Source organism: Acidobacteriota bacterium, assembly GCA_040754075.1.
GTDB lineage: Bacteria > Acidobacteriota > Blastocatellia > UBA7656 > UBA7656 > JBFMDH01.
On sequence record JBFMDH010000008.1, the window covers coordinates 159,029 to 181,039 of the forward strand.

20 protein-coding genes are annotated in these 22,011 nt (G+C 46.7%); 8 read left to right on the plus strand and 12 right to left on the minus strand.

The window, feature by feature from the left end:
- Positions 1–140 precede the first annotated feature (140 nt).
- The gene (locus AB1757_11265; GenBank protein ID MEW6127605.1) at positions 141–1,028 is read right to left on the minus strand and encodes a metallophosphoesterase; all 888 of its coding nucleotides are present in this window, start codon (positions 1,026–1,028) and stop codon (positions 141–143) included.
- Positions 1,029–1,060: 32 nt separating this feature from the next.
- The gene (locus AB1757_11270; protein MEW6127606.1) at positions 1,061–1,537 is read right to left on the minus strand and encodes a PepSY domain-containing protein; all 477 of its coding nucleotides are present in this window, start codon (positions 1,535–1,537) and stop codon (positions 1,061–1,063) included.
- 766 nt (positions 1,538–2,303) lie between these two features.
- Between AB1757_11270 and AB1757_11275 the strand changes: the two genes are divergently transcribed.
- Together AB1757_11275 and AB1757_11280 are read left to right on the plus strand one after the other, a co-directional pair.
- Entirely contained in the window at positions 2,304–2,621 is a 318-nt protein-coding gene (locus AB1757_11275) for a DUF433 domain-containing protein (GenBank protein ID MEW6127607.1), read from the plus strand.
- Positions 2,618–2,773, plus strand: a complete 156-nt coding sequence (locus AB1757_11280) for a hypothetical protein (GenBank protein MEW6127608.1) — start codon at positions 2,618–2,620, stop codon at positions 2,771–2,773. The genes AB1757_11275 and AB1757_11280 overlap by 4 nt, the downstream gene beginning before the upstream one ends.
- 427 nt (positions 2,774–3,200) lie before the next feature.
- Here the strand turns inward: AB1757_11280 and radA are convergent, their stop codons facing one another.
- From radA to glpK, 6 genes are all read right to left on the minus strand, one after another.
- Positions 3,201–4,580: a DNA repair protein RadA gene (gene radA / locus AB1757_11285; GenBank protein MEW6127609.1), complete on the minus strand. Its 1,380-nt coding sequence runs from the start codon at positions 4,578–4,580 to the stop codon at positions 3,201–3,203.
- A 12-nt stretch (positions 4,581–4,592) separates the two neighbouring features.
- A complete protein-coding gene (locus AB1757_11290) occupies positions 4,593–5,525 on the minus strand; it encodes a diacylglycerol kinase family protein (GenBank protein ID MEW6127610.1) in 933 nt (310 codons plus the stop codon).
- 3 nt (positions 5,526–5,528) lie between these two features.
- Complete coding sequence (locus AB1757_11295) at positions 5,529–6,866, minus strand: hemolysin family protein (protein MEW6127611.1); 1,338 nt, start codon at positions 6,864–6,866, stop codon at positions 5,529–5,531.
- A 109-nt stretch (positions 6,867–6,975) separates the two neighbouring features.
- Positions 6,976–7,434: a DUF1569 domain-containing protein gene (locus AB1757_11300; protein MEW6127612.1), complete on the minus strand. Its 459-nt coding sequence runs from the start codon at positions 7,432–7,434 to the stop codon at positions 6,976–6,978.
- The gene (locus tag AB1757_11305; protein ID MEW6127613.1) at positions 7,431–8,186 is read right to left on the minus strand and encodes a hypothetical protein; all 756 of its coding nucleotides are present in this window, start codon (positions 8,184–8,186) and stop codon (positions 7,431–7,433) included. Before AB1757_11305 ends, AB1757_11300 begins: the two co-directional genes overlap by 4 nt.
- Positions 8,187–8,209: 23 nt before the next feature.
- Positions 8,210–9,706, minus strand: coding sequence for a glycerol kinase GlpK (glpK, locus tag AB1757_11310; GenBank protein MEW6127614.1), 1,497 nt, complete (start codon positions 9,704–9,706; stop codon positions 8,210–8,212).
- Positions 9,707–10,044: 338 nt separating this feature from the next.
- On the opposite strand from glpK, the gene AB1757_11315 reads away from it, so the two are divergent.
- Together AB1757_11315 and AB1757_11320 are read left to right on the plus strand one after the other, a co-directional pair.
- Positions 10,045–10,659 (plus strand): DUF4126 domain-containing protein, encoded by a 615-nt coding sequence (locus tag AB1757_11315; GenBank protein ID MEW6127615.1) that lies wholly within the window; start codon positions 10,045–10,047, stop codon positions 10,657–10,659.
- 85 nt (positions 10,660–10,744) lie between these two features.
- Complete coding sequence (locus AB1757_11320; protein MEW6127616.1) at positions 10,745–11,353, plus strand: hypothetical protein; 609 nt, start codon at positions 10,745–10,747, stop codon at positions 11,351–11,353.
- A gap of 47 nt (positions 11,354–11,400) precedes the next feature.
- Here AB1757_11320 and AB1757_11325 read toward each other — a convergent pair whose 3' ends face one another.
- Positions 11,401–12,090 carry a hypothetical protein gene (locus tag AB1757_11325; protein MEW6127617.1) on the minus strand — a complete coding sequence of 230 codons (690 nt, stop codon included), beginning with the start codon at positions 12,088–12,090 and terminating at the stop codon, positions 11,401–11,403.
- Between the two features lie 319 nt (positions 12,091–12,409).
- Here AB1757_11325 and AB1757_11330 point away from each other — a divergent pair, with 319 nt between their 5' ends.
- From AB1757_11330 to AB1757_11345, 4 genes are all read left to right on the plus strand, one after another.
- Positions 12,410–14,863 carry a diguanylate cyclase gene (locus AB1757_11330; protein ID MEW6127618.1) on the plus strand — a complete coding sequence of 818 codons (2,454 nt, stop codon included), beginning with the start codon at positions 12,410–12,412 and terminating at the stop codon, positions 14,861–14,863.
- 469 nt (positions 14,864–15,332) lie between these two features.
- A complete protein-coding gene (locus AB1757_11335; GenBank protein MEW6127619.1) occupies positions 15,333–17,564 on the plus strand; it encodes a glycosyltransferase family 39 protein in 2,232 nt (743 codons plus the stop codon).
- A 56-nt stretch (positions 17,565–17,620) separates the two neighbouring features.
- Entirely contained in the window at positions 17,621–18,463 is an 843-nt protein-coding gene (locus AB1757_11340; GenBank protein ID MEW6127620.1) for an ABC transporter permease subunit, read from the plus strand.
- An 11-nt stretch (positions 18,464–18,474) separates the two neighbouring features.
- Complete coding sequence (locus AB1757_11345) at positions 18,475–19,362, plus strand: hypothetical protein (protein MEW6127621.1); 888 nt, start codon at positions 18,475–18,477, stop codon at positions 19,360–19,362.
- Between the two features lie 2 nt (positions 19,363–19,364).
- Here AB1757_11345 and AB1757_11350 read toward each other — a convergent pair whose 3' ends face one another.
- The 3 genes from AB1757_11350 to AB1757_11360 are packed head-to-tail and all read right to left on the minus strand — an operon-like array spanning position 19,365 to position 21,969.
- A complete protein-coding gene (locus AB1757_11350; protein MEW6127622.1) occupies positions 19,365–20,258 on the minus strand; it encodes a DUF3108 domain-containing protein in 894 nt (297 codons plus the stop codon).
- 7 nt (positions 20,259–20,265) lie between these two features.
- Complete coding sequence (locus AB1757_11355) at positions 20,266–20,847, minus strand: isoprenylcysteine carboxylmethyltransferase family protein (GenBank protein MEW6127623.1); 582 nt, start codon at positions 20,845–20,847, stop codon at positions 20,266–20,268.
- A 33-nt stretch (positions 20,848–20,880) separates the two neighbouring features.
- Positions 20,881–21,969 carry a glycosyltransferase family 9 protein gene (locus AB1757_11360; protein MEW6127624.1) on the minus strand — a complete coding sequence of 363 codons (1,089 nt, stop codon included), beginning with the start codon at positions 21,967–21,969 and terminating at the stop codon, positions 20,881–20,883.
- Between the last annotated feature and the right edge of the window lie 42 nt (positions 21,970–22,011).

Sequence of the window (22,011 nt, forward strand, 5' to 3'; positions counted from 1 at the left end):
GCTGGCGTCTTACGCAGAAAAGATTATTCCAAATACCGGAACCGAAAGAAAAGAAAAATGGGAGATTAATCAACATAGGGATGTCTTTTAAAAGACACCCCTATGTTCGCCGAAAAGGTGATTCGCGAAATTGATAAGGTTTATCCCTGCTGAATGATGCCGCTATCGATTAGCTGACCGGGTTCGCTGATTGCCTTAAAGCTGATTTGCTTATCGTCAATTTCCATGACCATGAAGTGATTGTCTTCGTCATAGCTGACTTCGCGAAACGGGCTTTTCAAATCGACATCGCCGCGACGACATTTGCCGCCGGCTCCGGTAACGAAATATTGAATGCCTTGTTGGGTTTTGGTGCGTTCATAAATATGGTCGTGACCCGATAACACGACGCTCACGCCGTAACGTGTAAACAACGGTTCGAGTTTTTTTCTAAGTCCGGTGTCCGACCCGTGACGTTTGCCGGAAGAATAAATCGGATGGTGAAGCGTGGCAATTTTCCATCGCGCTTTGGAATTGCGCAGCGAAGTTTCCAGCCAGTTGGCTTGCGTCGCATCGTAATCGGTTGAATCGATCATAAAAAAGTCCGCAAGCCCCGCGCCTTTTTCCAGCTTATAAAAATTCATCCCGCCCATATTGAACAGCGGATACTGGCATTGATCCTGGCGGCCTTCCCGAACATCGTGATTGCCGAGCACCGCGTAAAATTTGATTTTTTGTTTGACCAGTTCGGAAAAGGGTTGTTCAAAACATTTTGCGAAATAACGTCCGCTGCCGTTCGGGTAGACGTTATCGCCTGCTGAAATCACAAAATCGAGCGCCGAGCTTTGATGCGCCGTAATCAGTTGTTTTGCGGTATTAATCGCGTCTGTGTCACCGGTTCCCCAATCGCCGATAACTGCAAATCGCAGTTTATCCTTAACCGGCGAACAGAAAACCGATGAAGGTTTAATTAATGTTCCCGCCGAAAGTGCCGCAATGGAAAGCAAAGCCTGCCGTCGCGTCATTAGTCTGCTTTTATTGTCATTCATATTACACATCCTATCTCTCATTATTTTGGTTTTTACTCCTTGATGATTTGGCCGTTGGTATCGACCTTGAACTCTTGCGATTTTTTGCCACTTTTGATGTGGGCTTCGTAGGCGACGAGCTGTCCGTTTTTGGTGATTGATTCGACCATAACGATTTTGCCGCGTCCTGCCTGTTTTTCGATTTCGCTTTTAACTGCTGAGGGAAGTGAATCCAATGCCACCTCTTCTTCTATTTCAACAACTGCTCCGTTGGCATCAATCAACACATCTTTATGATGCCCGTCGATTTTCATGCCAACTTCATAAAATATCTGCCCATGCTCTTTTTCCTGCGATAGTTCAATGACGGTTGCGCCTTTGCTTTGTTCGGCAATGGTTTGTTGAACGGCTTTGGGCAGGTTCTTCATCTTGACGCGCTTTTCATCAGCCTGGGTCAATACCGATAAAGCCATCAGAAATGCCAGACAAAAACAGATGACCCCCATCAGGTTTTTTAAGCTGAGTTTCATATTCGTTCTCCGGTTGGTGAGGTTTGTTGTGCTCGCATCTATTCGCGGATAGCGCGCTTGATTTTATTGGTTACGATAAATGCACGGAAGATGAATAAAAATGTGTGACGGGCTTTGCGCCGCGCCGCATTCTTAATTTTGTTCGTTGAATTAAATTTTCACTGACGGTGAAAACTTGCTCTCCGAAATTATAAAATCTCAAAAATTTCAGGTGGTTGTCAAAGGCGATTATTAAATTCTTACAAGAAGCGGCACCTGCACTGACAAGATTTGTAAGTTGAAACGATCTTGTAAAAATGCAACGTTGAAATTAAAGCACTTATCTTGCTCACTCATCTGGCACACGCATTGCCAATATCAACGGCGTAGCTTAGAAAGATACACGGTGACCAAGGCAACGGGGGCTGCGTTGGTCATCGTAAATTTCTATAAGAAGCGACAGACAGAAGAAAAAATAGGGATGATGCAACGGGGGCTGTGTCATCCCTTTTTTAATTTCTCACCAATGATTTTTTCCCGCCGCAGGTGAACCATAAGCTCATAAAATGAAAATCAATTGAAACGGCAAATGAATGAGCAACCCGACCGGATTGAATCCAGGGAACAGTTGCGAACCGGCGCTCATATAAATGATTGACCCCGGAGCCAACTATAAAAAGGCAGCGCAGGTAATATGAAGGCAGTTTTGAGTTTGTTCATTTGGGCTTTGTCAGTTTGATTGACAACTTCCTCAATTGTCTCGAATAATCTCTCACGGAGAAACTTTATGAGCAATCAATATGTCGAACAAATCAACGGAGCCTACAGAGTCGCAGGCAGTCGGGTTTCTCTTGACTCGATAGTTTATGGCTTTTGGAACGGCGAATCGCCCGAAACGATTGCACAATCGTTTCCGACACTGACCCTCAAACAAGTTTATGGAGCCATAACGTTTTATCTGGAACATGAAGCCGAAATTGATGAATATATCAGCCAAGGCGAAATCGAATTTGAAAAATTGCGTGATAAAGCCCGCCAGTCTGACCCGATGTTTTATCAAAAACTCGCAAATGCCCGTAAAAATATGAAAACTCCTGCGCTATGAAGATTCGCTTTCAGGCAGATGCAGACCTCAAATACGCGATTGTTGCGGCTGTATTGCGCCGTGAACCCACGATTGATTTTCAAACCGCTACGGATGCTCACCTGGAAGGAGTGACGGATTTAGAAGCTGAGTCATGCCCAGTGGAAAAATGATACGATGACGAAAAAGGCGCAAATCACGGGCACTTTGAGGCAAAACTTGGATTTCCGATTAATTCGGACACAGAAAGCTAAATTTCCGGCATTATTTGTGGCGCTTGATTGCGAAAATGCCTGAAAAAAGGCTTTTACCAGTCTATCGCTCAAAAAGACTTCAAAAACTACTGGGCATGACTCAGATTTAGAAGTGCTTGACAAAGCCGCAAAAGAAGGGCGTGTATTGGTTTCTCATGATAAGCGAACCATGTCGCAGCACTTCTCTGAATTTATCAAAACAGAGACCAGTTCAGGGTTGCTTATTGTCTCTCAAGAAATGCCGATAGCTTCAGTTGTTGAAGAACTGTTGTGAATTTGGTTTGCGTCTGAACCTGATGAATGGAGCAACCGCGTCGCTTATTTACCGTTGTGAAGATAGGGCTGATCAAAAAACCACATCCAGCGCATCCACCACATTACGAATGCCGATGACATCGATGCCGTCGTCGTATTCCAACCCGGTTAAATTGCTTTGCGGAATCACGCACCGTTTAAAGCCCATCGCATAGGCTTCGCGCACGCGGACGCTGGCTTGACTGGTGGCGCGAATTTCACCTGCAAGTCCGACTTCACCGAACACAGCGGTGTGTGCGTCGATTGGCAAATTGCGAAAACTCGAAGCAATTGCCACGACAATCCCTAAATCGGCAGCCGGTTCGTCAATCGCTATGCCGCCCGCGACATTGACGAACACATCATCGCCCAAAACATTCATTCCCACACGCTTTTCAATCATCGCCATCAACAACGCCACGCGGTTGGCATCCACGCCTTGCGTCATGCGCCTGCCGTTGCCGTAATGCGAAGTGGTAACCAATGCCTGAATTTCAACCAGCAATGGACGTGTGCCTTCCATGCAGGCGGTGACCACCGAACCGGATGCGCCTTCGGGGCGTTCGCTTAAAAATAATCCCGATGGATTTTGTACAGGCACAAGTCCGCTGCCGGTCATCTCAAACACCCCGAGTTCATTGGCTGCGCCAAAGCGGTTTTTCACCGCGCGAATAATGCGGTGATTGTGATGGCGTTCGCCTTCAAAATATAAAACCGTATCGACGATGTGTTCTAAAGCTTTCGGTCCGGCGATGGCTCCTTCTTTGGTAACATGCCCGATGAGAAAGACCGGAATGGTGCGGTTTTTCGCAAGCATTAAAAACTGTCCGGCAACTTCGCGAACCTGAGATACGGAACCGGGCGCGGATTCCAACTTCATGGAAAATACCGTCTGCACGGAATCGACAACAATGGCTTGCGGTTCGACGCGGTCTACCTCTTCAAAGATGCGTTCAAGACAAGTCTCTGCGAGCAGATAAAGATTTTGCGCCTGGATGCCGAGCCGTTCGCCGCGCAATTTGATTTGCCGGGCGCTCTCTTCGCCGGAAACGTAAAGAACCTTGCCGTAATTTTTCGAGAGTTTATCAGAGACCTCCAACAGCAATGTCGACTTTCCGATCCCTGGGTCTCCGCCGATTAAAACAATCGAACCCGGCACGATGCCGCCGCCGAGAACTCTATCGAATTCGCTGATGCCCGAAGGTTGCCGCGCATCATCCTGACTTTCGATTTCGCTATAGGCTTGAGTTCTGGCTTCTTGAAGTCGAAACATGCCGCCGCGCGGCGAGGTGGATGAACTGGCAAGTGCGGGTTTTTCTTCGGCAAACGAATTCCATTCGCCGCAATCGGGACATTTGCCCATCCACTTGGGCTGTTGCGCTCCACAATTTTGACAAACATAAACGGTTTTCGATGATTTGAATTTCGCCATGATAATTAAATTTTAGCAGATGAATTTAATTATCGAAGGCAGCACGGAGATTTGCGCAGGGGCAAATCCGGCAGCTTCGCCGTCAATATCAATAGCAAGTTTTTCATTACAACGAATCGTCACCGCAGCGGTTTGATAATCACTGACTCTTGGATTTTTTAAATAGCCACCGTGAAAAATGCGCGGCAATTCTTTGACGACGTCCCAACGCGAAGCGCAGTTGGTGAGAATGACATCAAGTAGTCCGTCATCAAGCTTGGCTTGCGGCGCAAACATCATGCCGCTTCCGGCAAAGCGCCCGTTGGCGACGATAATCAAATTGCTGTCGATTGGCATTTGTTCGCCGTTTTCAAAAATTACTTTAACCGGTTTGAGGCGGTATTGACCGAGCACGCCAATCGCCCCGGCAATAAAGCGAAGCTTGCCACCAACCCACGCCGGTAATTTATTTCGCCAGCCATTGACGAGGCTTACGACTTCGCCACCCAAACCGAAAGAAACAATATTAATAGCAAAGCGTGAAACCGTTTTGCCTTGGCGGTCTTGATACGCCACCCGCATCGCATCAATTAAACGAGTGTTTGAGCGAAGAATGATGTTTACTGCATCACGGGAGTTTAATAACCCGACCGAACGACGAAAATCCGAACCTGTGCCGCACGGGAGTAAGCCGATGCTCGCCTGTGGATTGATTGGACTGCCTGAATCATGCAAATAACCGTTGATGATTTCATTCAAAGTTCCATCACCGCCGACCGCAATGATTTTAGAAAATCCATTGGCGAGAGCTTGGCGGGTAATTCGTGAGGCTTCGCCGGAATCGGAAGTCAAATATTCTTCAAACGTGATGCCTGCGTTAATGAATCGGGGTTTTAAAGATTGCCATTTTGAAAGGGTAGTGCCGCGACTGGCGATTGGATTGATGATAAAGAGGGTGTCGGGCATTGATTAGGATTTGGCTTCCTGGGTGAGGCGTTCGACGCGGGCTTCGGTGATGCGATTGCGTGTGGTCGCATGTACGGTTAAACGCAAACCGTTGTATTCGATGGTCTCTCCATTGGATAAGAGTTTACCGGCACGCGCCATCATAAACCCGGCAATCGTGTTGTAGTTGTCGGATTCCGGCAGATTTAAATGCAAGGCGCGATTGGCTTCTTTGATAGAAATACTGGCATTGACGGTTAAACTGCCATCGGATTGTTCGACAATCTGTTTGACCGCCATTTCGTCATGTTCATCGCTGATGTCGCCGACGATTTCTTCGAGCAGGTCTTCAATGGTCACCAACCCTTCAACGCCGCCGTGTTCATCGACAATCAACGCCATATGGGCGCTGGTTCGCCGCAGCGTGGCGAGCGCATCATTTAACTTCATCGAGTCGGGTAAAAAAACGGCGGGTCGTAATAGTTTTTCGAGGCGAACCATCTCGCCGATACGCGTCGCGCGGCTCAAATCTTTATAGAGCAGAATGCCAATCACGTTGTCGAGCGAATCGCGATACACGGGCATTCTCGAATAGCCGATGCGTTCAAAAGTGGCGAGCATATCAACCGGCGTCATTTTTTCATCCAATGCCTCGACTTCGGTGCGCGGTATCATAATCGAATCCACTGTGGCTTCGGTGAATTCAAAAACGTTGTCAATCAAGGTGCGCTCTTCTTCGATAATGTGACCGCTTTTTTGACTGGCAGCAATCAGATGGCGCAATTCATCTTCGCTATAAGCTTTGGCGTGTTCATCCAGTTTATGCAATCCGAGCAGGCGCAAGGTCACATCGCCCGATTTATTGATCATCCAGATGGGCAGTTTGAATACTTTTTCAAATAGCGCCATCGGCAATGCCACGGCAATCGCAACCTTTTCGGCGCGTTCAAGGGCAATGGCTTTCGGGACATATTCGCCGAGCAAAAGATGAAAATAGGTGACAATGACCAATGCGAGGAACGTGGCAATTGAGTGCGCCGCAAGCAGGGTGGGGAAGCCAGCCGGAATGATTTTTTCGAGTTGTGGCGCAAGCAGATGAGCAAAGGTTTCTTCGCCCAACCAGCCAAGCACCAGGCTGGCGATGGTTACGCCGACCTGACAGGTCGAAATAAATGCGGTCAGATTATCAAGAAAATGTTGGACGGCTTTGGCGGATTTATTGCCTTCTTCAATAAGCGCGATGATACGCGACGGGCGAACCGTCACCATCGCGAATTCGGCAGCCACAAAATACCCGTTTGCTAATACCACCAGAAAGACAATGGCAATCTTGATTAAAATAGAACTCCAGGACTCATCCATAACCGAAAAAATAATAGCACAGGCGAATGGATTAGGGGACTCACAAAACTGGTTCGCTAACCCCGAAGGTCAGGGCAACCGAATCCATTTCGGATGAAATGCAAAAGGCTCACACTCCGAACTGGCGCAGGTGATGGTCCATATGCAAATAGCCCCAACGCAGCCATTCTTCGCGCGACATGTCACCAAAAATCGGATGAGGCAGCCAGTTGAAATCAACCGCGATGCCGGAAAATCGTTCAACGGTATTTTCCAGTTCCTGAATATCACGGTTGAATTCGTCGGGTTTGGTGCCGCCGATTTCCTGATCCATTTCCGGCATGGTCTTTACGCCTTTGGGCCAGGTGAGCGGCACCTGCAAAGCAAACCATCGCATAAAGCTTCGACTGATGAAATTGCTGCGATTGGATACCGCCTTTTCGCCGGTTCCGGCTTTAAACGAATCGTTCAAATGACAAACCATCTGATGCGCATTCATCTTCCCCCATTGACGCGGACTGTCGGGGCGAACTTGTCTGAGTCGTTCCAGAACGGCTTGCTTATCACTTTGGTTCAGCAGGCTTTTCATCGTGCTTTTTTTATCCTCTCTATTTCACTCAAAATCAGTGCTTCTACCTTAGCCCAAACTTCCGGGTCGTACTCCATCCTGGTATGAGCGACGCGAAATATTTTTTTCAGCCATGAAACTTCCGAAATATCGATGTTTTTGTTTCGATAATCAAACTGATAATTGCCGATGATGGCGGTTTTGTCAGCAGCTTCGGGGCGAATAGCTTTTTCGCCTTTGATAAAAAGACCATTTCTTTGAAAGAGATTTGCGGCGCGGCGGACGTTTGATGGAATGATGCGGTCACCTCTGCCTACACTATCAATTTGCACTGTGAGTAATATTGGAATATCCCACGCCTTTAACTGGCGTGCCAGTTTGACCACTGCTGCCCCGCCAAAACTCTGCCCGTAGAGAATCAGGCGTGTCGTTGCCCGTTCCTCAGCATCAAGTTGTCCATCTTGATTGCGATCAAACGCCTTGCGGATTAGTTGCAATGCCAATTCACGTTTCTGGTTTTCAACCGTTTCGATTTGAACCTGATGAAGGTTCATTGCCCGCAATTTTAATGCGAGTTTGCGAACATTACGCGCATCATTATTCCAAGGCTCGCGCCCGCCCATAAATCCCAACACCAATATTTCTCTATCGGGAAGCGGGGTTCGGGTAGTGAAGTGGCGATACCGTTGTCCGTGAAGAAAGATGCAGCCGCCTTGCGTGCCAATCAATAGCGCGCCAAGGATGGCGTAACAAGTTAGGCGCTGTTTAGTCATAAACTGCCCGCGCGAATGTCAATTCACTTCATCCAATTGCTGGCGCGTTCAATAGCGCGATGCCAACCCGCCAGTAAAGTTTGACGCATATCATCGGACATTTGCGGTTCAAACACTTTATCGCGCGCCCACATCGCATCGAGTTCTTCTACACTCGTCCAGTAATCGACCGCAAGCCCTGCAAGAAAGGCTGCTCCGGCGGCGGTGGTTTCGGCATTGGCAGGGCGAACCACGGGAATGCCCAGAATATCAGCTTGAAATTGCATCAGGAAATTATTGCGCACCGCGCCGCCATCGACGCGCAATTCGCTGAGGGCAATCCCCGAATCATCGTGCATACAATCGAGCACGTCATAGGTTTGATAGCAGATGGATTCAAGAGCCGCGCGCACAAGATGTTCTCGCGTCGAACCGCGCGTAAGCCCCGCAATGATGCCGCGCGCGAATTGATCCCAGTGCGGCGCGCCAAGTCCAACGAAAGCGGGAACCAGATAAACACCACCATTATCCGCGACGCTGGTCGCGAGCGCCTCGGTTTCGGAAGCGTCAGAAATAATTTTCAATCCGTCGCGCAACCATTGCACCGCCGCGCCGGCAATAAATACACTGCCTTCCAGAGCATATTCGGTCGCTTCATCGCCAATCTTCCAGGCTACGGTGGTGAGCAAATTGTTCTTTGATTTCACGGGCTGGGTGCCGGTATTGAGCAACATAAAACAGCCGGTTCCATAAGTGTTTTTTGACATGCCTTGCCTAGTGCAAACCTGCCCGAACAAGGCTGCTTGCTGATCACCGGCATTTCCGGCAATGGGAATCGCGCGACCAAAAAATGCCGGATCAGTTTCGCCGATGATGGCGCTCGAAGGCGTCACATGCGGTAAAACTTCACGCGGCACATTGAGGATTTTAAGAAGTTCGTCATCCCAATCATTGGTCTTGATGTTGTAAAGCAATGTGCGGCTGGCGTTCGATGGATCGGTTGCATGCACACGCCCGCCCGTGAGTTTCCAAATCAACCATGAGTCAACCGTGCCGAAAGCGAGTTTGCCTTTGACAGCCAGTTCGCGCGCCCCCGCCACGTTATCGAGAATCCATTTGACTTTGGTGCCGGAAAAGTAAGCGTCGAGAACCAAGCCGGTACGATCTTGAAAAAGTTGCGCCAAGCCATCGGTCTTCAACTTTTCGCAATCCTCAGCCGTTCTGCGGCATTGCCAGACGATGGCGTTATAGATGGGTTCACCGGTTTCGCGATTCCAGATGATGGTGGTTTCGCGTTGATTGGTTATGCCGATGGCGGCGATTTGATCGGGTTTCAGATTATTTTCAGATAAGACCTTTTGCGCAGCGTCAAGTTGTGACGACCAGATTTCCGCAGGGTTATGTTCGACCCAACCGGGTTGCGGATAAATTTGCTCGAATTCATGTTGAGCAATGCCGGCGGGTTTGCCTGTATGGTCAAATAAAATCGCGCGTGAACTGGTGGTGCCTTGGTCAAGGGCGAGAATGTAGGTTTGGCTCATTAAGTTATCTCCGAACGGATTTGGATTTTTGAGAAGCGACATATTAGCATCTGTTTTATGAGTTGCCTAATGCCCTCCGCCAAACAGCAGTTGTTGAAAGCCTCACTTTTTTAACCGAAAACCGGCGGTTTTAATGGAAACCTCGCTCATGAATTTACCGAGGTTTTGAGAATTGAAATAAGCGCCTTGACTGCTTATGACAACCAAATAAATCATCTGGCAATCGTAGTTTGTTATAATCGCCAGCATTCAAATCGAGCGCACGAAAGTTTTGCCATTTGGGAGTTGCGATTGATTTATCTGGTTATCTGAAATGTTGATTGAGATGAGGTGGAGAAATGGATTTTATCAACACACTGGCTTTTGCGATGGGGTCTTCGTGGCTTTCGGGCATCAAGCTTTATGCGATGGTCGCAACCCTCGGATTGCTTGGACGGTTTGCCCATCTGCAACTTCCGGGTGAACTCGGCATTGTGACCAACTGGTGGGTGATTGGCGTTGCCGGCGGTCTGTTCGTCATTGAGTTTATCGCCGATAAAGTCGCTTATGTTGATAGCCTCTGGGATACGGTTCACACCTTCATTCGCATACCGGCAGGAGCGGCGCTTGCTGCGCTGGCTTTTGGCGATTACGACAAAGGCGTTCAAGTGATTGCATTATTATTGGGTGGCGGGATTGCGCTCAGTTCACATGGAACCAAAGCAACTTCGCGAATGGCGATTAACACCAGTCCCGAACCGGTTACGAACATCGGTGCCAGTTTATTTGAAGATATACTGGCAATCGGCTCGACGTTTCTAACGGCTTACTTTCCATTTTTGATTATCGGATTGGTAGGTGTCGCGGTCATTATAGCGATAATCATCCTGCCTAAAATCCTCAGATTTTTGCGACGGGTGATGAAAAAGGTTAGGGGTTGGTTTTCTGCAAGCGAAAAGCAGACCAGCCCATAAAACGGAATTCGGGAACTTCTTAACGCTTATTCTGTTAAATAAGCCAATTGCCAGGCAGATGGGAATTCAGTTTTGGAGAAGATAAATGAAAAGAATGATTCTGCTGTTTGGCGTGCTTGTGGTGTTTTACTCGTCAACTGCATTTGCGCAAACCTCACAGCCCGTTGTCGGACGGAAAACCATTTTATTCGATGTTTTCATCATTGATTTAAAAAATCAGACGATGGAAGAGTTGGAAAAAATCGCTAAGGAAAAGCGGCAATTGGATAAGGCGGTTGCCGACGGAAAGATTAAGATAATCGCCCACGAAAGATTACGATGTTTATCCGGTGAAGGGACGAACATCAAACTGGGGCAACGATTGCCTTTTCAATCCGGCAGCGCGCAAAACCTGCCGCAGATTCAATACGAAAACTTCGGATTGACCCTAATCATCAATTTACAAAATATTTCGGATGGCAGCATTGAGGCGAAATATACGCTGGAGTTCTCTTATCAATTGGCGAACTTTTTAGATGCAGCGCCTGCATTTCTTCAACGCACGTTGGCAGGGATAACCAAACTGAAGCCTGATGACTTAACGCCGGTGATTGAAGTTCGCCAACGGGAACCTTTTTGGAAAGCCATGCAGGAGAAATCAGATGCCCCTACAGCCAATTTCTGGGTTGTATTTTCGGGGAAGTTTATTGATTGAAGGTGTAGGGCAATAAAGTAGGGTTTATTGCCCTTAAATTTTGCGCTTCACATTTCCAGACTGCTTAAACTGCGGGCTTGCAGCGGCAATGCTTTGGGATGGAATTTACGGGCGAAAGTATAAACATAGGTTCGCAAATTGTAGTAATAAGGGTTAAAGCCAAAATCATCGGCTTCTTTTAATGCCTGGGCAACCGACCATTTGCTTTCCGCTATGCGATAGATGGCGCTCATTTCACCCGAGCGATTCACTCCGTCTGCGCAAAACACATAAAACGGTCCCTGCGTTTTATCGCTTACCAGGGCAACGAAAGCTTTGGCTTCCTTATCCGTGGGCGGATTCCAAACGCTTGTAGGCAACCAGCGATATTGCAAGCCGCTGCGTTCGGCAGCGATGCCCAGTTCGTCTGTATGGTCGTAAATCGAACGCAAATCAACAATAGTCTTGATACCCAGTCGTTTTATTGTTTCAATGCCACCATGAGCCGGTTCTGCCCCTCGCGTATAGTTTGCGTCCAATCGGTGAAAGAAAGGTAAGGTAGCTGAAACCTCCGCGCTGTCATCACGAAGGTAATTTGTTTGCTCTCCCGCAGTAGCATTTTTGGTTGAAACGATTGTCGGGTTGGATGAAGCATTTGCCTGAGTAGCAAAAATGGCATCACGTCTGACAACGACTAATCCAATAACTAAGACTACCGTGATAACGATAAGGGAAAAGATAAAACTTCTTTTTTGCACTACTTTTCATTCCTTCTTGTCAGCTTTTGAGGGCTAACACGCTAAATTTATTTATAGCCGATTTTCATCACGCAAGCAAAGAAATGATGATTACGGAAAATCACAGCCGGCGGTTTGGTTTAATTACGAAGCAATTTGACCCTAAGAATTCAGTCATTTTGAACGAAGCGACTTTTATAAATTTACTAATGTCGGAAAGGCAGCAAGGAAACCATTCGGACAAATTAAAAAACCAACTGAACAAGTTTTATGGCACGAGGATAGCTTACTTTTTGCGGATTGGTTCGACTTGTATCCATTGCATACTGAATAGGTGAGGATGACGGCATCGGTCTATAAACAGAAACAACTTGCAGCCAACCTGTATGAAGGTCTGATCAGCCTTTTCGGGTTCGGGGTGTTTCTTTTTTCTCTCTATAGCACATTTATCAATTATGCAATGATCGGGATAGATTGGGATTGGGTAGTTTTAACCCTGATTACCATCTGTTTGATCTCGCGCATTGAAATGAAATTATTAAAAACGCCGGGAGCGTTGACTCTTGGCGATACGATTTTTTTTGCCGCGATATTATTGAATGGCATTTATCCGGCAGTGACGCTTGCGGGTATTGATAGCGTCATTCGAGCTTTTCAGAAAAAGAAATCCTATCGAGAGACGCTCTTTCGAGTTGCGCTGATGAGCCTCGCGCTGTTTTGTGCCGGACAGGCTTATCGGTTACATGACAATGGCACACCGCTGAGCAAGATGAACTGGGAATATCTGATCGTCGGGCTTGGCGTTATTGGTACAGTGTTTTTAGTATTGAATTCCGGTCTGATGGTGGGGATGATTGGCTTACGAAGGGGATACCGATACCTTCAACGGTCTAAAGATACTGCGGTTTGGACGGCTTTGTCATACTTCGTGGGGGCAGCCGTCGCCTGCATTATTATCAAACTAATTGCTACGGTTTCATTCATCGCATTTTTAACCACTGCGCCGATATTAACGATTACCTACCTGACCTATAAAACTTACCTCGATAAAGTTGAAAATACCAACCAACACGCAGAAAAGGTGGCGAATCTGCACCTCAGAACCATTGAAGCGTTGGCGATTGCGATTGATGCCAAAGATGAAGTCACCCATGACCATGTGCGTCGGGTGCAAATCTATGCCACAGGGCTTGCGCGACTCTTTGGGCTATCTGACAGTGAGATTGAAGCCTTAAAAGCCGGTGCCTTATTGCATGACATCGGGAAGCTGGCGGTTCCCGATTACATCTTGAATAAGCCGGGACCGCTGACGCCTGCGGAATTTGACAAGATGAAAGTGCATACGATTGTTGGCTCAGAGATTTTGGAGCGCGTCGGCTTTCCTTATCCGGTTGCGCCTGTCGTTCGCCATCATCATGAGCGCTGGGATGGTCGCGGCTACCCGGATGGACTTAAAGGGGACGCCATTCCGATTACGGCGCGCATCCTCTCGGTTGCCGATTGTTTCGATGCCGTGCGTGAAGAGCGGCAATATCGCAGAGCCATGACCCGCGAAGAAGCCATCACTTTACTGAAAGATAACAGCCAGGCGATGTTCGACCCGGCTATCGTTCAAGCCTTTTTAACTCACCTGGATGAATTTGAACAGGAAATCAGGGAGCAGGGAATTCAATTGCAATCCTTTACCGGATTGAAGGAGTTTAACGACCCGGCGACAGACTTGCGCCGGGAAAATGACGCTCAGGTATTTGAGAAAATTCGTAGCGCGCACAGGGAAGTCACGGCGCTATACAACATCGCGCAGACGATTGGCACCAGTCTGGATTTGCGCGATACCTTTGCGGTCTTTTCTGCGCGTTTACAGGATATTGTGAGTTACACCACCTGCGTTTTATATCTGGTGAGAAAAGATTCGACAAAAATCGAAGCGGCGCATGTTGCCGGTCGCAATGCCGAGCTATTAAAAGGTAAAAAGATGCCCTCCGGGGGAGGGATTGCGGGATGGGTTGCGGCAAATAACCATCCGATGCATAACAGCGATCCCAATCTTGATTTTGAAGCCTTGCGCATCGAAATGCCGGATGATTATCGCGCCGTCCTGGTTGTGCCCATGATGCGCGAAGGGCAGATGATTGGCGCGCTGGCGCTCTATTCGACTGAGATTTTGAATTATGACGCCGACCATTTGCGACTGGTCGAAGCCGTTGCCACCCTTTCGGCAGACGCGATTGCCAATGCCGTGCACCATGAGAAAACTCAGGAAAGCGCCCTGTCAGATTCGCTCACCGGGTTACCCAATAAGCGGGCATTGCGGTTGCGTTTCGAGGAAGACGCTGACCGCGCCCTGCGCCATAATGACCATTTTTGCGTGGTGATGATGGATTTGGATGGCTTCAAAAATGTCAATGATATGTTGGGTCACCCGGTTGGTGATCATTTATTGCTGGAGATTTCTAAAATCATGATTCAGCAGGTGCGTTCGACCGATTTCATCTGCCGTTATGCCGGTGATGAATTTGTGGCTATCTTGCAGGCTGATACTGAAGAAGCTCTGGAAATGATTTATCGTTTGCAAAAAGCCATTGAAAAGCATGATTTCCGTTTTGGCAGATCAGACCTGCATATCGGAATCAGCGCCGGTCTTGCCTGCTTTGATTCGGATGGTTGTACGCTGGATGAATTATTATTGAATGCCGACCGGGCAATGTATTCCGATAAACTGACTCGCAAGACCAAAGTGTCACAAGCCTCATCGACCAAAACCGGTTCAATCAATCAGTTGAAAGTAATGTAAATCAATCCTCAGCAATTCTCAGTTTGACCTGATCGCATCAGAATCAGAGTGAGTTTGGCGCAAGCGCCCTCGCTTCTTGAGCCTATTTTCAACAATTGCAGTCCAATCAATGGGCTGACCGGCAGCGCCATTTTCCAAACTGAGAATTGCTGATCAATCCTTCACCGGTCAAAAAACTATTGAAGAGACGCTTCCATATGATATGCTCATCTACGAGTTTTTCAGTGTTTTTCGCCTCCTAATTCAAGATTTAACCAAATAGCCTAGCCGCACAATAACCCTGATAGTCTTTGGTAAACCGCCTTAGTGCTGTTAGCTATTGCTATGGTGATCTCCAATGCACACAGAATGGTTAGAAAACGATTTCTTAACAGGTGATTTTGCTTCGAGGCGTAATCCGAAGTGAGCAAAATATTACAGGCAGATTTATTTTCTGGTAAAAGCAGAGATAAAAGAATAGATAAAAACCATGTCCAATAGAATTGCCGTTGAAAAAGTTGGTGATGTAAGTTCTCTCGGAATCGCACAGCCTAAAAAAACAGGTGAAGTTTCACGGATTACCAAAAGTATTGGCTTCTGGGTTTTTAACTTAACATTTATTGGGATTTTCACTCTGGCACTTTATGCTCACCTCAAAGTTTCTAAGGTTGGGGATACCTATGTGGGGTGGCTGATGCCATTCGCGCTCTTTTTCAATTTAGTGTTTACGGTTATCGTTTTGGCAATCATTTATGCAGTAGGACGGAAAGTAACCGGTTATTTTTCAACGGTATTTATCAGCGTCGCCGAAGAAATTTCCTTCTCTACCATGTTAGGTTTGGGAATTGTTGGGTTAGTTTTATTTGTTTTTGGTATTTGGGGGCTATTTCGACTAACTCCTTTGATCCTCCTTTTATCCGGTTTAGCGATATTTTCCTACAAGGAATTTGGTCGCCTAATAATTATGTCGAAAGGAATATTGAGAGCCTGCCGCTCTATACCTGGAATCCTCATTGCCTTGGGTTTAGGAAGTATAGTGATTCTATTAGCGGTAAAATCATCAACCCCGCCTTATGCCGTTGATGATGCAATTTGTCATCTGGCGGTTCCGCAGGAATATATTAAGGCGGGAAAAATAATCCCTCTTTTTGATAACTTCCCGAGCAATATGCCGCTGCTTGTTCATATGTTTTATGCCGTTTTTATTGCGGCGAAGGCAGATATTGCGGCGCGTTTTTTCAGTTTGGGGTTAGCAGTTATAACAGGCATCGCGGTTTATGCTTTTGGTCTCCGGTTTCTCAATCGTCTTGTGGCGACCCTTGCCATATTCATCTTTTTTAGTGCGGGCGTTGTCTTGGAAGTGGCAATCTCGAATCGCATAGATGTGACCGTTGCCGGAATGATGTTTCTTGCAAGTTATGCGATGGTGAATTATTTTGAATCCAATAGAATTCAATGGCTTTGGCAATCCGCACTTTTTTCCGGTTTTAGTTTAAGCATTAAATATACTGCCGCGATATGGATAGCTTCTCTTGGCGTTATGTTTCTTTACGAAGGGTTAGTTCGTAAGCGCGAACCTTTGTTGAACTGGGTGAAGAATGGGGCTTTCTTCACCCTCATTATGTGTGCTGCGGTCTCACCCTGGTTAATAAAAAATGCAGTTTACTTTAAAAACCCTCTCTACCCGTTTATCACCGGAGAGGTGGCGGATTATGGCGCACAGGGAATTCGTTATTTCACTGCTCCAGATGAAAAGCGAATGGATGATTATTTTATTCAAAGCAAACAGGAGGTAGGCGAAGAGTTTGATTATATCGAAAAAACAATGACACGGCGGGCAACAAAAAGGGAAGAACGTCACCCGTTAAGAGTTTGGGAGCATTTCACGAAACCCGAGTTGTATAGTATGGGCGATGCCGAAAAGTCACATTCGCCAAATTATTTTTTTATGCTTTTACCTCTCTTCTTTTTAGTGCCGAAGCCCAGATGGTTAATCTGGCTGGGATTGTTTTCAATTGTTTTTTTTCTATTTGTGGCATCATCCGCCTGGCTAGGTAGATATCTGGTGCCGATGTACCCCGCCCTCACTGTAATAATAGCTCACACAATTGTTGCCCTAGCGCAACGATGGCGGTTGCTTAACCGTTTAAAGATGGTTTTACCGATTGCGGTGGTAATCATCGGGTGGCTCTTTGCTATGTATGCCTTTGCCTCGCAACTCAATCAATTGCATGAAATAGACTTTATTGTCGGTAGGCTTTCGCGTAAAGATTTTCTAAGTCCGATGTATTATTATCCTGCCATGGATTACATCAATAACTATACGCCAACCGATGCCAAGGTGATGTTGATGGGCGTGCAGACCGGCTATCATCTGCAAAGAGATTATATCGCTGACCCGGCTTGGGATTCCGTAGAGTGGCAACGTTTAATGATTCGGAATAATTCAATGGCTGAAATTTACGAGGATGTGAAACAACAAGGCATCACTCATGTCCTTTTTCATCCTGGTTTATTCAATTTTATTGCCGAATATGGTCGAGCAGGAAGCGGCCCCTCTGGTGAAATGTATTCTGCCCAAAGGAATAAAAAAGGTGAAAAAGATTATGACGTGCAACTCAGGAACTATGCGACCTTTGAATTGTTTAGCAGTAAATACCTGGAAAATGTTCAAACCTTCAAAACCGGGAATATTGAATTCCGAATTCTGAAATTGAAATAAACCGGAACTGCATTTTGATAGCCCTTGAAAAAAATTTTGAAGAATATCGGTGAGATATGGCAGCAAGTGAACTTGGAACCAGACAAGAGTTATCGATGACATCCTTGCGTAAACCGAATAGTCTGACGCGGATTCGCGCGATTGCGGTGAATGCTTTTCGTGAATCGGTTCGCGACCGTGTGTTATATAACCTGATTTTGTTCGTCTTGATTTTAGTCGGCGCGTCAATTTTTATCAGTGAACTGTCAATCGATCAGGAAACCAAATTTATCGCTTCGCTCAGTCTAAGCCTGATGCTGGTATTCGGGGCGCTAATTGCCATCTTCATCGGCGTCGGTCTGGTCTATAAGGAAATTGACAAACGCACGATTTACAACCTGCTTTCCAAACCGGTTCATCGCCACGAATTCATTATCGGGAAATACCTGGGGCTTTGTTTGACTCTGCTTGTCAATCTGCTGGTAATGGTTGCCGGGACGGAACTGGCGCTTCTCTATGTGAGTAAAAGTTTCGGCGCGCTTCATCTGTCGATTCTGCCGACCGCGTATCTGATTTTCCTTGAACTGGCGGTGACGATTGCCGTGGCATTGATGTTTTCGAGTTTTTCAACGCCCATGCTGTCGGCACTGTTTTCGTTTGCCGTTTATGTCATTGGCAATTTCAGTAACGATTTGAAACTGGCTGCCGACCTGAGCGAATCGGCAGTCACCCGCGCGATTTTAATCGGACTTTATTATGTAATGCCGAACTTTTCTAATTTCAGTTTTATTTCCCAGGCATCTTACGGACAATTGCCGCCCGCAAAGATGCTCTTAACTTCAACCGTCTATGCGGTGATTTATATCAGTATCTTGATTTCAGCAGCAGTGTTGATTTTTCAGAAACGCAATTTTAAATAGTGAGTCTTGAAATGAACCGTTGGCTTCCTGCAATTTTTATTATTGTCGGTTTTGGCGTGCTCTATCCTTTGCAACGCTATATCGACACAGAAATGCCCAAATCATCCATCAGTGAAGAATCGCTCTATTTTACTTCGGGCAAACAAATCAAACAGATGAGCCTTGGACTCGATGCCCTGACAGCCGACATTTACTGGATTCGCACGGTACAGTATTTCGGCAGAAAGGTGATTGAAAACGGTCAACCGCAAAGCTTTGGCAACACCGGAACCATCAAAATGCAACTGCTTGCGCCGCTTCTCAAAATCATCACCGAACTCGACCCGCATCACATTCCGGCTTACCGCTTTGGCGCAATTTTTTTACCTGAACGTGATATGAACGCGGCAATTGAATTATTGAATAAAGGCATTGAGGAAAATCCCAATGAATGGCGACTCTATCAGGATTTGGGATACATCTACTGGCAAAATCAGGAATATCAAAAGGCGGCAGATGCTTATGAGCGCGGCAGTGAACTTCCGCAAGCGCCCTGGTGGATGCGCGATTTGGTCGGCTATTTACGCATTAAAGGTGGCAGCCGCGAAGCCGCCCGGGCAATATTTGAACGTTATGTTGACAGCGATGACCCGAAGATTCGCGAACAGGCGGTTGCCCGATTGAATCAACTGGTGTCGCTTGATGAACTCGACCTCATCAATCCGATTCTGGCGCGTTATAAACAGGAAACCGGAACCTGCCCGGACACTTTGCGCATGTTTGCCGCAAAATTCAAAAGTCTGGGTTTGACTTTGAATAAAGATTACCTGCCGGTTGACCCCTGGGGATTTGCTTATAAACTTGACCCGGTCAATTGCAAAGCGACCATCGCCGACGAATCGTGGGTGCCGAGAGAATAAGGTCAGCCTTGAATTTTTCGCAGTTCGATATTGACGGTTCCGTTTGACAGTTTGAGTTTGGTTTTGACGGGCAATTTTCGCGCATCATCGGAAAACCAGATATACATCTCGCCGCTTCGGCGCAAAAATAAGCCGCCGAAAATTTTTGCCTCGATCATGATGGCTTTAAATTTACCGGCATCGACTTTCACTTCTTCGCGTTTGCCAATCAGCACTTCAATGTTACGAATCCGACCTTCATCGCAAACCGGAAATGATAAAGTCGTGCCTTCCTTTAATTCCTGAGTGCGGGTGAAATAAAAAATCGACAGAATATCTTGTACCCAAACCGGCGAGGTACTCTCTTTTTCCTGCGGCGCAAAATCGGGTTCCGAAAGATTCTTGAAGACATATTTCAATCGCCCTTTTTCACGATCAATTTTCATGGTGTGTTGTTTGCGGGTCTTGCCATCATCAATCAGTTTTACGGCTTCAATGACGCTCAAATCCTCTGTGCTGATCAGTGAACTCAGGGTTTGCTCGAAATTCAATTTGAAAAGCGAGGTGAGAAACCCTTTGGAGACAATCTCACCTTTGAGTTGCAGCGTATTGGCATTGGCGGTTGGCTCGGTCTTTAAGGTCATTTCGCCGACTTTGCCGGAAAAAATCAATTTCTCAAAACTTACTTCATAAAACAGGGATTCTCCGGCTTGAAACGGTAGCGGGTGAGTAATTTTTGGCGCAGGTGGTCGGGTAGTTTCAGCCTCGCCGTTTTTTAATAAAAAATCCTGGTCGAAAGGGAAATTATTAAAACAGCAGGTTGAGGAAGCGGCAGGTTTTTCTCCGGCTTCGGTAGGGGGAGAAAAAATGATTGCCGGAGAAAAAATCAAAAACAGACTTAAAAAATATTTGTTCATAGGTTTATTACATCAATACCATTTTTACTGCCAATAATCCATAAACCACAACCACCCCCAAAGCCGCGCGATACTCCCGATGTTTTTTATACTGCTGCAAAGAAAAGCCACTTTCACCTTCTCGAACAGGGGATTTTCTAAAAGGCGTCAAGCGTGGCAAAAACATCGGCACGCGCGAACGATAGGATGCATAGTCTGCCGGAAATAGATTATTCAAGGTTTCGGCTTCGGCAAGCATCACCGGAATATAAATCAATAAATACAAGCCGAGAAATACCGCGATAAACCACAGACTGTTCGTGCTCAATGCAATGCCCATCGCCATGATGAACGTACCGAGATAAAGTGGATTGCGGGTAAATGCATAGGGTCCGCTGACCGTGAGTTCCTGATTTTTTTTCAAAAAACCGGATGCCCAGGCGCGAATCCCTAAACCTAAAACTGAAATCAGGAAACCGATGATTAAACCGCCGAGAGTTGGACGCGCGGCAATAAACAGTAACGGCACAATCACAAACCCCAAGGTGACGCGGAGTTTTTGCGCCAACCGGCGAAAGGTCAAACGATTTTCAACTTGAGCATTTTGCATAACAGTATCGATTATTGTCCGGTATCAGCCTGATTACACGTTGAAAGCCAACGGTTGTTGCATCTTTTCATTTACAGTTTTGGCATTTTTTAGTCGCTTAACGACCGCTTCACAAACTTTTTCCAACGGAATTTCCATACATTGCCAATGCCAACAATGCCTGCGGTGACAATGTTCCCGACACCATAATTCCAATCCCAGGTTAATATCACACTTGGCGAATGCGCCATTGCGTTTGGCTTCGGTTGGCGCGAACAAGCCGACAATCGGCGTGCGACAGGCAGCCGCGAGATGCAGAGGTCCGGTATCGCCGCCGATAAAAATTTTTGCCTGACGTGCCAGCGCCACAAATTGTTTGAGCGTTGACGGCAAGGGAATGGCTTTTTTTATCCGTGAGCTTTGCGCCACGCTTTGTGCCAATGCCTCTTCACCTGGCCCAAAGGTCACAAATGACATCAGTTGATAATTTTCCCAAAGAAAATCTGCGACCGCGCCAAAATTTTTCGCGTCCCAGAGTTTGGTCGTCCATCCGCCGCCGGGGTTGAGGATGGCAAATTGCAAAGTTTGATTTAAGGCGTGTTCATGGATGTACTGTTCATCTTCAAGTGAAATAGCAATCGGAAACTCATACCTGTCGGGTGAAGGCAACTCTAGGCTTCGATTAATTGCGGCGCGCGCCACGGCGAGATTTTTTTCAATCACATGAGCGAACCCTGCCGTGTGAATCTGTTCGGTTAAAAACCGGCGGCTGATTTTTTCTCTGAGGTCTGCATCTTCAAACCCGATACGGCGGTCGGCTTTCGAGGCTTTGGTCACCAGACCGGATTTCAACAATCCTTGAAAATCAATTGCGACATCGAACGATGAGAATTTCTTTGGAGCAAATAATTGTTTCTCGATTTTTTGCGCCACTGAGCCGCTGAAAATATTTTTCTTTAGGCTTTTAGTGTCTAAAATTATCAGTTCATCAATAACCGGTGAGCCTTCCAGAATTGCTGCGGCTTTGGGTTCAACCGCCCAGGCAATTTCTGCATCAGGCAGCGACCGTTTCAAAAAAGCCACTGCCGGAAGCGTATGAACCACATCCCCAATGGCGCTAAGTTTGATAATCAGAAATCGCATCACAATGAGAGAAACGATTATAACATTTTGGCAGGTAATGAA